The organism is Zobellella denitrificans, from assembly GCF_002407485.1.
In the GTDB taxonomy this organism is placed as follows: domain Bacteria; phylum Pseudomonadota; class Gammaproteobacteria; order Enterobacterales; family Aeromonadaceae; genus Oceanimonas; species Oceanimonas denitrificans.
On record NZ_CP012621.1, the window covers coordinates 1,883,419 to 1,895,797 of the forward strand.

Annotated in this window: 10 protein-coding genes; 9 read left to right on the top strand and 1 reads right to left on the bottom strand. The window is 65.7% G+C overall.

The features are described 5' to 3' along the window. The first annotated feature begins 112 nt into the window (after positions 1–112). The 3 genes from pabB (at position 113) to AN401_RS08950 (ending at position 3,572) form a co-directional block, all read left to right on the top strand. Positions 113–1,489, top strand: coding sequence for an aminodeoxychorismate synthase component I (gene pabB / locus AN401_RS08940; RefSeq protein WP_096779135.1), 1,377 nt, complete (start codon positions 113–115; stop codon positions 1,487–1,489). Continuing rightward, positions 1,486–2,049, top strand: coding sequence for a CoA pyrophosphatase (locus AN401_RS08945; RefSeq protein WP_096779136.1), 564 nt, complete (start codon positions 1,486–1,488; stop codon positions 2,047–2,049). Before pabB ends, AN401_RS08945 begins: the two co-directional genes overlap by 4 nt. Before the next feature lie 140 nt (positions 2,050–2,189). Next, complete coding sequence (locus tag AN401_RS08950; protein WP_096779137.1) at positions 2,190–3,572, top strand: L-serine ammonia-lyase; 1,383 nt, start codon at positions 2,190–2,192, stop codon at positions 3,570–3,572. Positions 3,573–3,720: 148 nt separating this feature from the next. Here the strand turns inward: AN401_RS08950 and metG are convergent, their stop codons facing one another. Beyond that, positions 3,721–5,751 carry a methionine--tRNA ligase gene (gene metG, locus AN401_RS08955; protein ID WP_094039760.1) on the bottom strand — a complete coding sequence of 677 codons (2,031 nt, stop codon included), beginning with the start codon at positions 5,749–5,751 and terminating at the stop codon, positions 3,721–3,723. A gap of 117 nt (positions 5,752–5,868) precedes the next feature. Here metG and glk point away from each other — a divergent pair, with 117 nt between their 5' ends. The 6 genes from glk to AN401_RS08985 all read left to right on the top strand — a co-directional run bounded on the left by glk (position 5,869) and on the right by AN401_RS08985 (position 12,255). After that, entirely contained in the window at positions 5,869–6,828 is a 960-nt protein-coding gene (glk, locus tag AN401_RS08960; protein WP_096779138.1) for a glucokinase, read from the top strand. Further along, a complete protein-coding gene (locus AN401_RS08965) occupies positions 6,825–7,541 on the top strand; it encodes a response regulator (RefSeq protein ID WP_096779139.1) in 717 nt (238 codons plus the stop codon). The genes glk and AN401_RS08965 overlap by 4 nt, the downstream gene beginning before the upstream one ends. Next, on the top strand, positions 7,538–8,989 hold the full coding sequence (locus tag AN401_RS08970; RefSeq protein ID WP_096779140.1) for an ATP-binding protein: 1,452 nt from the start codon (positions 7,538–7,540) through the stop codon (positions 8,987–8,989). Before AN401_RS08965 ends, AN401_RS08970 begins: the two co-directional genes overlap by 4 nt. A gap of 155 nt (positions 8,990–9,144) precedes the next feature. Continuing rightward, positions 9,145–10,398 (top strand): ABC transporter substrate-binding protein, encoded by a 1,254-nt coding sequence (locus AN401_RS08975; RefSeq protein WP_096779141.1) that lies wholly within the window; start codon positions 9,145–9,147, stop codon positions 10,396–10,398. Positions 10,399–10,457: 59 nt separating this feature from the next. Further along, on the top strand, positions 10,458–11,399 hold the full coding sequence (locus AN401_RS08980) for a carbohydrate ABC transporter permease (RefSeq protein WP_232513418.1): 942 nt from the start codon (positions 10,458–10,460) through the stop codon (positions 11,397–11,399). Beyond that, positions 11,392–12,255: a carbohydrate ABC transporter permease gene (locus AN401_RS08985; protein WP_094039751.1), complete on the top strand. Its 864-nt coding sequence runs from the start codon at positions 11,392–11,394 to the stop codon at positions 12,253–12,255. The genes AN401_RS08980 and AN401_RS08985 overlap by 8 nt, the downstream gene beginning before the upstream one ends. The last annotated feature ends 124 nt before the right edge of the window (positions 12,256–12,379 follow it).

Below are 12,379 nucleotides of genomic sequence, written 5' to 3' on the forward strand. Positions count from 1 at the left end.
TATCGGCGTTAGCTCTGTGTTGTTATAAGCCCCGCTATGATACGCTTAGCGCCCCCCGGCTGCCAGCCCAGCCTCAGGCCGGATGCCAAAACTGTCGAGTGGATTACATTTAATGGCACAGCTTCTGCAAGTTCACAGCCAGCCGTTTTCCGGCTCTGTGCATGACTTCTTTTCCCCCGTCGCCCACCTGCCCTGGGCCATGCTGCTGGAGTCGGCCGCCCCCGACCGGGCCGACAGCCGCTTCCATATCATCAGTGCCGCCCCCCTGGCCACCCTGGTCACCCGGGGCGAGCAAACGGTGATCGATCATCAAGACCAAGAGCAGGTGTCTACCGCTTCCCCCTTCGCCCTGCTGAAGGAGTGGCAGCAGCGGCTGCTGGGCGAGCTGAGCCTGCCGGCGCCCTGGCACCATCTGCCCTTCGCCGGCGGCGCCCTGGGGCTGTTCGGCTACGATCTGGGCCGGCGGCTGGAGCGGCTGCCGGCGCTGGCGGTCAACGAGCTGACCACCCCGGACATGGCGGTGGGTATCTACGACTGGGCCTGGGTTATCGATACCCGGGAGCAAAGTGCCCACCTGCTGGTGCTGGGCGACGAGGCGGCGCTCGCAGCCCGGCTCGGGTGGTGGCGGCAACGGCAGGAGAGGGCGGCGGCGCCTTTCCGCCTGGCCGGCCCCTGGCGGGCCAACCAGTCCCGGGCCCAGTACCGGGCCAACTTCGAGCGGGTGCAGGATTACCTGGCCGCCGGCGACTGCTATCAAATCAATTTGACGGTGCGTTTCGAGGCGCCCTTCGAGGGCGACGCCTGGGCCGCCTACCGCCACCTGAGCGAGCACAACAGCGCGCCCTTTTCCGCCTTTCTGCAGTTGCCCGAGGGGGCGGTGCTCAGCCTGTCGCCGGAGCGCTTTATCGCCCTCGAGGGGCGGCGGGTCGAGACCAAGCCGATCAAGGGCACCCGGCCCCGGGGCGGTGACGAGGCCGAGGATCGGCGGCTGGCCGAGGAACTGGCGTCGGCGCCCAAGGACAGGGCCGAGAACCTGATGATAGTGGACCTGCTGCGCAACGACATCGGCCGGGTGTGCGTGCCCGGCTCGGTGCGGGTGCCGGCCCTGTTCGCCATCGAATCCTTCCCGGCGGTGCACCACCTGGTGTCCACCATCACCGGCGAGCTGGCCGCCGGGCTCGATGGCACCGATCTGCTGGCGGCCACCTTTCCCGGCGGCTCCATCACCGGCGCCCCCAAGATCCGGGCCATGCAGATCATCGAAGAGCTGGAGCCCCATCGCCGCCACGGCTACTGCGGCAGCATCGGCTACCTCAGCGCCCACGGCCGCATGGACACCAGCATCACCATCCGCACCCTGCTGGCGGAGCGGGGACGCCTCTACTGCTGGGCCGGCGGCGGCCTGGTGGCCGACTCCGAGGCCGGCGCCGAATACCAGGAGTTGTTTGATAAACTGGGCAAGATACTGCCGGTGCTGGAAACCCTATGACCCGTGAGCAACTGCTGACCCGTTTCAACCTGCTTACCCCGGCGCCGGATCCGGTGCTGCCCGCCCAGGCCCGGCCGGCGGCGGTGCTGCTGCCGCTGCTCGACGGGGAACAAGGGCTGGAGCTGGTGCTGACCCGGCGCAGCCGGCAGCTGCGCCAGCACCCGGGGCAGGTCAGCTTTCCCGGCGGCCGGGTGGACGACACCGATGCCAGCCTCTGGCACACGGCGCTGCGGGAAAGCCAGGAGGAAATCGGGCTGGATCCGACCCTGTGCCGGCCGCTCGGGCGCCTGCCTGCCCAGCACACCGTGTCCGGCTTCGCGCTTACCCCCTTTATCGGCCTGATCGAGGGCCGGCCGCACTTTGTCCTCAACCCGCAGGAGGTGGACGAGGTGTTCCAGGTGCCCCTGGCCTATGCCCTGGATCTGCGCCGTCACCACCTCTTCACCCTGCGCAGGCAGGGTCGGCTGCACACCGTCTGTTTCATTCCCTGGCAGGGCATCTGGATCTGGGGCATCACCGCCGCCGTCATCCACCAGTTCGCCCTGCAGATCGCCCGCTGACCAAGGCGATCCCGGTCACAAATCCCGCTTCCTTTTGCCGTCCCCTTAAAAATCTGTTGGGTTACAACTCAAATAATCCTACAATCATTCAATATAAGTTGAATGATTGCGTTCAGCCCGTTGTGCTTCGGAGTATTCCCATGATCAGTGTGTTCGACATCTTCAGTATCGGCATCGGCCCTTCTTCCTCCCACACCGTGGGTCCCATGCGGGCGGCCCATGCCTTCGTGGCGGGGTTGGCGGAGCAGGGCACCCTGACCCGGGTCAGCCGGGTCGAGGTGGAATTGTTCGGCTCCCTGGGCCAGACCGGCATCGGCCACGGCACCGGCAAGGCGGTGATCCTGGGGCTGGGCGGCTTCGACCCGGAAAGCGTGGACGTGGACATGATACCGGGCTTCCTGGCCGAGGTGGATGCCAGCCAGCGCATCCTGCTCAACCGCGAGCATGCGGCGGAGTTTCCCCGCAGCGGCGCCATCGTCTTCCATCGTCGCAAGACCCTGCCCCTGCACAGCAACGGCATGACCTGCCGGGCCTTCGAGGGCGAGGCGGTGTTGGCCGAGCAGTCCTACTACTCCATCGGCGGCGGTTTCGTGGTCAAGGCGGAGGAATTCGCCGAGACCAAGGCCGGCGCCCAGGCCCAGGCCGTGGCCCGGCCGGCGCCCTATCCGTTCAAGAGCGCGGCCGAGCTGCTGCGCCTGTGCCAGGAAAACGGCATGTCCATCAGCGGCCTGATGATGGCCAACGAAAAGGTCAACCGCAGCGAGGAAGAAATAGTCCGGGGCCTGCGGGAGATCTGGGGCGTGATGCAGGCCTGCGTCAAGCGCGGCTGCAAGACCGAGGGTATACTGCCCGGCGGGCTCAAGGTCAGGCGCCGGGCGCCGGCCCTCTACCGCCGGCTGACCAGCGAGTCCCAGTACAACAAGGATCCCCTGAGCGTGATGGAGTGGGTGGATCTGTTCGCCCTGGCGGTGAACGAGGAAAACGCCGCCGGCGGCCGGGTGGTGACGGCGCCGACCAACGGCGCCGCCGGCATCATCCCCGCGGTACTGCACTACTACGACAAGTTCGTGCAGCCGGTGGATGACGATGCCCTGGTGCAGTATTTCATGACCGCCGCCGCCATCGGCATCCTGTACAAGGAAAACGCCTCCATCTCCGGCGCCGAAGTGGGCTGCCAGGGCGAGGTGGGCGTGGCCTGCTCCATGGCCGCCGGTGCCCTGACCGCGGTGGTGGGCGGTACCATAGAGCACGTGGAAAACGCCGCCGAGATCGGCATGGAGCACAACCTGGGGCTGACCTGCGACCCGGTCGGCGGCCTGGTGCAGGTGCCCTGCATCGAGCGCAACGCCATGGGCGCGGTCAAGGCCATCAACGCCAGCCGCCTGGCCCTGCGCGGCGACGGCGAACACAAGGTATCGCTCGACAAGGTGATCAAGACCATGCGCGACACCGGCATGGACATGAAGACCAAATACAAGGAAACCGCCCGCGGCGGCCTTGCGGTCAATATTATCGAGTGCTGAACGGAAAAAAGCTTGAAGCTGGATGCCTGAAGCTGGAAGTAAAAAGCCCGGTTGATAAACCGGGCTTTTTGTTGTCAATACAGCCAACGCTGTGGCTGTGTACCGGCTAAAGAGGCGCCTGAAAACAGCGCCACTTCCAGCTTCCGGCTTATTTCACCCTCATGCCCGGCTGGGCGCCGGCCTGGGGCTCGAGGATCCACAGATCCTTGCCGCCGGGACCGGCGGCCAGCACCATGCCTTCGCTCATGCCGAAGCGCATCTTGCGCGGGGCCAGGTTGGCGACCATGACGGTAAGCTTGCCTTCCAGGTCTTCCGGCTTGTAGGCGGACTTGATGCCGGCGAACACCTGGCGGGTCTCGCCGCCCAGATCCAGCTGCAGCTTGAGCAGCTTGTCCGCTTCCGGCACCGCTTCCGCCTTCTTGATCAGCGCCACCCGCAGGTCCACCTTGGCGAAGTCGTCGAAGCCGATGGTGTCACTGATGGGGTCGTCCGCCAGGGGGCCGGTGGGCTTGGCGGCCTGCTCGGCGGCCAGATCTTCCTTGGAGGCTTCGACCATGGCGGCGACCTTGTCCGCCTCGATACGGCTGAACAGGGCGCTGAAGGTGTTGACCCTGTGGGCCAGCAGCGGTTGTGCCACCGCGTCCCATTCCAGGGCGCAGCCGAGGAAGGCCTCGGCCCGCTCGGCCAGTTTCGGCATTACCGGCTTGAGGTAGGTCAGCAGCACCCGGAACAGGTTCAATCCTAACGAGCAGATGGCCTGCAGCTCGGCCTCCTGGCCTTCCTGCTTGGCCACCACCCAGGGGGCCTTGTCGTCCACATAGCGGTTGGCCTTGTCGGCCAGGGCCATGATCTCGCGGATGGCGCGGCCGAATTCGCGCTGCTCGTAATACTGGCCGATGCGCTCGGCGGCCTCGGCGAACTCGGCGTACAGGGCGGGCTCGGCGCACTCGGCGGCAAGCTGGCCGTCGAAGCGCTTGGTGATAAAGCCGGCGTTGCGCGAGGCCAGGTTGACCAGCTTGTTGACCACGTCCGCGTTTACCCGGGCCACGAAGTCATCCAGGTTCAGGTCCAGATCGTCGATGCGGCTGGACAGCTTGGCGGCGTAGTAGTAGCGCAGGCACTCGGGATCCAGGTGGTCGAGGTAGGTGTCGGCCTTGATAAAGGTGCCCTTGGACTTGGACATCTTGGCGCCGTTGACGGTGACGTAGCCGTGCACGAAGATATTGCTGGGCTTGCGGAAGCCGCTGCCTTCCAGCATGGCCGGCCAGAACAGGCTGTGGAAGTAGACGATGTCCTTGCCGATAAAGTGATACAGCTCGGCGTCGCTGTCCGCCTTCCAGTAGTCGTTGAAATCGAGGTTGCCCAGGCGGTCGCAATAGTTCTTGAACGAGCCCATGTAGCCGATGGGAGCATCCAGCCACACGTAGAAGTACTTGCCCGGGGCGTCGGGGATCTCGAAGCCGAAGTAGGGAGCGTCGCGGGTGATGTCCCACTGCTGCAGCCCGGCCTCGAACCATTCTTCCAGCTTGTTGGCCATTTCTTCCTGCAGGGCGCCGGAACGGGTCCAGGCCTTGAGCATGCCCTCGAACTGGGGCAGGTCGAAGAAGAAGTGCTCGGTGTCCTTCATCACCGGGGTGGCGCCGGACACCGCCGAGCGCGGGTTGATCAGCTCCGCCGGGGTGTAGGTGGCGCCGCACACCTCGCAGTTGTCGCCGTACTGATCTTCCGCCTTGCAGCTGGGGCAGGTACCCTTGACGAAACGATCCGGCAGGAACATGTTTTGTTCGGGATCGTACAGCTGGGAAATGGTGCGGCTCTGGATAAAGCCGTTGGCCTTGAGCTTGCCATAGATCAGTTCGGCGAATTCGCGGTTTTCCGGGCTGTGGGTGGAGTGGTAGTTGTCGAAGCCGATGTGGAAGCGGTCGAAGTCGGCTTTGTGTTCCTGCTGCACCGCGGCGATCATCTGTTCGGTATCCAGGCCCAGTTGCTGGGCCTTGAGCATGATGGGGGTACCGTGGGCGTCGTCGGCGCAGATAAAATGGATTTGATGGCCACGCATTCGTTGATAGCGAACCCAGATATCGGCCTGGATGTGCTCCAGCATATGACCAAGGTGGATAGAGCCATTGGCATAGGGGAGGGCGCAGGTGACAAGTATCTTACGTGGATCGGTAGCCATAATGTCCATTTAGTTGAGTCAATTACGTGGGACTGAGCATGTTACCCGAGTTTTTTCTGTTATACACTCCCCGCCAGTTTTTTCCCTTTTTAAAACGTTTTGAACAAGGAGTGTGACATGACAGCAGCCTGTCTGATCGCCGATATCGGCGGTACCAACGCCCGCTTTGCAATGGTCGACGAAGGATCGCTGGCGGTGCGGGATATCCGGGTGCTGGCGGTGAGCGCCCATGAACACATAGAGCAGGCCATCCGCCATTACCTGGCCGAGGTGGGCCAGCCTTTGGAAGGCATCAAACGGGCCTGCCTGGCCATCGCCTGCCCGGTGGAGCAGGACTGCATCGACATGACCAACAGCGGCTGGTGCTTTTCCCGGGCGGCCCTGGCCCGGGCGCTGGCGCTGGATGAACTGCGGATCATCAACGACTATACCGCCCTGGCCTACAGCCTGCCGCACCTGGCGGAGCAGGACAAACGCAAGGTGGGCGGCGGCGCGGCCCGGCCCGGGTTCCCCATCGCCCTGCTCGGCCCGGGCACCGGCCTTGGGGTGGGCGGCCTGGTCGACGGCCGGCCCCTGGTGACCGAAGGCGGCCACGTGGACTTTGCGCCCAACGACGAGGTGGAGCTCGCCATATTGCGCCACCTCTGGCGCCGGTACGAACACGTGTCCGCCGAGCGGCTGCTGTCGGGCATGGGCCTCGAGCACCTCTACCAGGCCCTGTGCGACTACCACGGCGAGACGGCAACAGCCTACGGCGCCGCCGACATCGGCCGCCATGCCCTGGCCGGCAGCGACGAACGCTGTGTTGAAACGGTGGCACGCTTCTTCGCCATCCTGGGGTCGGTGGCCGGCAATCTGGCCCTGACCCTGGGCGCCCTGGGCGGCGTCTATATCACCGGCGGCATAGTGCCGCGCATGACCGAGCTGTTCGCCGAGAGCCGCTTTCGCGAGCGCTTCGAGGCCAAGGGCCGGTTCCGGGGTTACCTGGAAGCCATCGGCACCTGGGTGGTGGTGGCCGAGCAGCCCGGCCTGCTGGGGGCCGCCGCCGCCCTGCTGGCCGAGGAGGCCGGTGCATGAGCGACTGGCTGGGCCGCCACATCCTGGTGGTGGACGACGACGAGGAGATCTGCGCCCTGCTCAAGTCCTACCTGGAGCGCAGCGGTTTCAGGGTGAGTGCCCTCAACAGCGGCGAACGCCTGTTGCAGGCGCTGGAGCTGGCGTCGCCGGACATGCTGATCCTGGACGTGATGATGCCCGGCGAGGACGGCTTCAGCCTGTGCAGCCGGGTGCGCAAGGTCTCCCAGGTGCCCATCATCATGCTCACCGCCTCGGCGGACGAGAGTGACCGCATCATCGGCCTGGAACTGGGCGCGGACGACTATGTGCCCAAACCCTTCAGCCCGCGGGAGCTGCTGGCGCGGATCAAGGCGATTTTCCGGCGGGTGGGCGGGCTGGCGCCGGGCGGCCACCACCGTTATTACTGCTTCGCCGGCTGGCAGTTGGATACGGTGAACCGCAGCCTGACCGATCCGCAAGGGGAGGAGCAGGCCCTGTCCGGCGCCGACTACAGCCTGCTGCAGCTGTTCCTGGAGCGGCCGGGCGAGGTGCTGAGCCGGGACGATCTGCTCGGACTGACCCGGGGCCGGGAGGCCAATCCCTTCGATCGCAGCATAGACGTGCAGCTCAGCCGGCTGCGCCAGCGGCTGGGGGAGGACGCCAAGGATCCCCACATCGTCAAGACGGTGCGCGGCGCCGGCTATGTGCTGGCGGTGGCGGTGGAGCTGAAATGAGACGCTGGCTGCGCTGGCCCAACTCCCTGTTCGGGCGCATGTCGCTGGTGATGATACTGGGGGTGGTGCTGGCCCAGGCGGTCAGCAACGCGGTCTGGGTGCAGCAGCTCAACAAGGACAAGGCCGAGTCGGCGGCGCGCATGGCCGAGGAACTGGCCGACAGCGTCGCCTCCACCGTCAACTTCTTCCGCGCCCTGCCGCGCAATTACCAGCACCTGGTGCTGTCCCAGCTCAGGGACATGGGCGGCACCCGCTTCTTCGTATCCCTCAACCGGGAATTCATCGAGATCCAGGACATTCCCGATTCCCCCGTCAAGGCCATCGTCACCCGCCGCTTCGAGCAGGAGCTGCGCCGGCGCCTGGGCGGCGAGCTCGAGCTGCACATCGGGGTGTCCCATCCCCAGACCCTGCACGTGTACAAGAACGAGGTGCGGCTGCTGGACCTGCCCGCCCGCTGGGCCCAGCAGAGCCAGATCCACGATCCGGACGCGCCGCCCATCCTGGTGATGCAGCTGGCCATGGGCGAGGGTGACTGGCTCTACCTGGCGGCGCTGCTGCCCGATCGGACCCTGCTGGCTCCGACGTCCTACCTGGACGGCGAGCGACTGCTGTTCCTCACCCTGCTGGTGCTGGTGCTGCTGCTGGCCGGTGCCCTGATCTTCCGCTGGCTCAACCGGCCCCTGCGCCGCCTGGGCCGGGCCGCCGAGCGGCTGGGGCGGGGCATGGAGGTGGCCAAGCTGGACGAAAGCGGCCCGCGGGAAATCCGCGCCACCGCCCGCGCCTTCAACCTGATGCAGGACCGCATCGGCCGCTTTATGGCCGATCGGGAGCGGCTGTTCTCGGCCATCTCCCACGATCTCAAGACCCCCATCACCCGGCTGCGGCTGCGCGCCGAGCTGCTCGACGACGACCAGATCAGGGCCAAGTTCGAACAGGATCTGCTGGCATTGGAACAGATGGTGAAGGGGGCCCTCGACTGTGCCCGGGGGACCGATATCCGCGAGCCGGCGACCCGGGTCGACCTCTTCGCCCTGTTGCAGGCACTGTGCGACGACGCCGGCCTGATGGGGGCCGAGGTCAGCCTGCAGGGGCGGTCGCCGGCCTTCTTTCACGGCAAGGCGCTGGCGCTCCGGCGCTGCTTCGGCAACCTGATCGACAACGCCGTGTTCTACGGCCGCACCGCCGAGGTGACCCTCACCGAAGACAAGCACTGGCTGGAAGTGCAGATCCGCGACCGGGGCCCGGGTATTCCCGAGGCGGCCCTGGAGCTGGTGTTCGAGCCCTATTACCGGCTGGAATCCTCCCGCAGCCGCCACACCGGCGGTACCGGCCTGGGGCTCAGCATCGCCCGCAACATAGTGCACGCCCACGGCGGCGAGCTGAGCCTGGCCAACCGGGCCGGGGGCGGCCTGGTGGTGTCGGTGCGGCTGCCGAAGGGCAGCGGCTGAAATGTGATCCCAGTGTGAATAAACCCGGGATCCGTTAACACTTCGTTACAATTGCTTTCCTTATGTAACCCAAGCGCCTTGGCCGCCGTGCTTTAATGACGGGGTGGCTCCAGGTGGGAGCCTGCCATTGAGTGAAACCACAAAAGGGAACCCCAATGAAACTGTTACGGAAATCCATTCTCGGTGTGATGTTAGGCGGTATGCTGGCCCCGTCGGCCTGGGCGGGCAAGGTGGAAGTGCTGCACTTCTGGACCTCCGGCGGCGAAGCCAGATCGGCGGCCGTGCTCAAGGAGCTGCTGGAGGCGGAAGGCCACGGCTGGGAAGACTTCGCGGTGGCCGGCGGCGGCGGCGAGAGCGCCATGACGGTACTCAAGTCCCGCGCCGTGTCCGGCAATCCGCCCAGCGCCGCCCAGATCAAGGGACCGGACATCCAGGAATGGGCCGAGCTGGGGTTTCTCGCCAACCTGGAAACGGTGGCCCGCCAGGGCGGCTGGGACGAGCTGCTGCCCAAGGTGGTGGCGGACGTGATGCGCCACGACGGCCACTATGTGGCGGTGCCGGTGAACGTGCACCGGGTCAACTGGCTGTGGGCCAACCCGGCGGTGTTCGAACGGGTCGGGGTAGCGGTGCCCTCCAGCTGGGACGAGTTCATCACCGTGGCCGACAAGCTGAAGGCGGCCGGTGTCACCCCCCTGGCCCACGGCGGCCAGGCCTGGCAGGACGCCACCCTGTTCGAGGCGGTGGCCCTGGGCAAGGGCGGGGTCGACTTCTACCGCAAGGCCCTGGTCGAGCATGACGATGCCACCCTGTCCGGCCCGCAGATGGTGGAGGTGCTGTCCCTGTTCAAGCAACTGCGCAATTATATCGACGCCGATGCCCCGGGCCGCGACTGGAACATCGCCACCGCCATGGTGATCAACGGGGATGCCGCCATGCAGGTGATGGGCGACTGGGCCAAGGGCGAGTTCAGCGCCGCCGGCAAGGTGGCGGGCCAGGACTACCTGTGCGTGGCCGCGCCCGACACCCAGGATGCCTTTACCTTCAACATCGACAGCTTCGCCATGTTCGAGCAGCGCGATGACGACGACATCCAGGCCCAGAAGGATCTGGCGCGCCTTATCATGGAGCCGACCTTCCAGGAAACCTTCAACCTCAACAAGGGCTCCATCCCCGCCCGCACCGGCCTGCCCCGGGACAAGTTCGACAGCTGCGCCCACCTGTCGATGGACGACTTCGTGCGCACCGCCGAGCAGGATACCCTGGTGCCGAGCATGGCCCACGGCATGGCCACCAGCTCCGCCATCCAGGGCGCCATCTATGACGTGGTGACCAACTACTTCAACAGCGCCTCCATGAGCGCCGAGGACGCGGCCCGGCAGATGGCCCGGGCGGTCAAGGCCGCCATCTGAGCCCGGCGGGCGGGCCCTTGCCCGCCCGTCGTCTTCCGGTCTTATCTCAGGGATTTGACATGACCAAGTATTCCATGACCCGGGCCCTGCCGCGGGGAGAGGCCCCTGTCCGCGCCGGCGGCGGCACGGCGGACCGGCTGCAGCGCTGGCTGCCCAGGCTGGTGCTGGGCCCGACCATGATCACCACTGTGCTGTTCGTGTACGGCTTCGTGGCCTGGACGGTGCTGTTGTCCTTCACCTCGTCCCGTTTCCTGCCCAAGTACGATTTCGTGGGCTGGCTGCAGTACCAGCGGCTGCTGGACAACGAACGCTGGAGCGTGGCCTCGCTCAATATCCTGATCTTCGGCGGGCTCTTCATCCTGATCTGCCTCGCCCTCGGGGTGCTGCTGGCGGTGCTGCTGGATCAGCAGATCCGCGCCGAGGGTGCCATCCGCACCGTCTTTCTCTATCCGATGGCGCTGTCCTTCATCGTCACCGGCACCGCCTGGAAATGGGTACTGAACCCGGGGCTGGGGCTGGAGAAGCTGATGCGGGACTGGGGCTTCGAGTCCTTCACCTTCGACTGGCTGGTCAATCCGGACATGGCCATCTACACCCTGGTGATCGCCGCCGTCTGGCAGTCGTCGGGTTTCGTGATGGCGCTGTTCCTGGCCGGCCTGCGCGGGGTGGACAACGACATCATCAAGGCGGCCCAGCTCGACGGCGCCGGCCTGTTCACCATCTACCGGCGCATCATACTGCCCTACCTGCGGCCGGTGTTCTTCAGCGCCTTTATCATTCTTTCCCACATCGCCATCAAGAGCTTCGACCTGGTGATGGCGCTGACCGGCGGCGGCCCCGGCTATGCTACCGATCTGCCGGCCACCTTTATGTACACCACTGCCTTCAGCCGCGGCCAGATGGGCCTGGGCTCGGCCAGCGCGGTGATGATGCTGGGGGTGGTGCTGGCGATACTGGTGCCTTATCTGTATTCCGAACTGAGGGGGAAACGTCATGGTTAAAACCGCTGCCAATCCCGTCGCCCGGGGGCTGCTGTATGGCGTGCTGGGCCTGGCGGTGCTGTTCTACCTGTTGCCGCTGCTGGTGATGGTGCTGACCTCGTTCAAGAGCATGGCGGACATCCGCGGCGGCAACCTGCTGGCGCTGCCGGAAGTCTGGGTGCTGGAAGCCTGGGCCAAGGCCTGGGGCAGTGCCTGCACCGGGGTGAGCTGCGCGGGGGTGCAACCCTATTTCTGGAATTCCTTCGCCATCACGGTGCCGGCGGTGCTGATCTCCACCCTGCTCGGCTCCCTCAACGGCTATGTGCTGACCAAGTGGCGCTTCCGGGGCTCGGAATTTTTCTTCGGCGCCATGCTGCTGGGCTGCTTCATTCCCTTCCAGGTGGTGATACTGCCCATGGCCCAGACCCTGGGCTGGCTGGGGCTGGCCAACACCATCCCGGGCCTGGTGTTCGTGCACGTGGTTTACGGCATGGCCTTTACCACCCTGTTTTTCCGCAATTTCTACGTGGCGGTGCCGACCGAGCTGGTGAGCGCGGCGCGCATCGACGGGGCCGGTTTCTTCCGCATCTACTGGCGCATCATTCTGCCGGTGTCGGCGCCCATCTTCGTGGTGACCGTCATCTGGCAGTTCACCCAGGTGTGGAACGATTTCCTGTTCGGGGTGGTGTATTCCGGCGGCAATACCCAGCCGATCACGGTGGCGCTGAACAACCTGGTGAACAGCTCGACCGGGGTGAAGGAATACAACGTGGACATGGCGGCGGCGATGATAGCAGCGCTGCCGACCCTGCTGGTGTATGTGCTGGCGGGCAAGTATTTCGTGCGCGGCCTGACCGCCGGCGCGGTGAAGGGTTGAAGTTCAGGTCCGCAGCAGGAGAGTAACCAGGACCGAACGCAGACACGCCGTAAACCCATCCCTGGGGGCTCAGCGACGGCATCCCTGCCGTCGACGGTCTGCTTATCGGCACCTGGTTACTCTC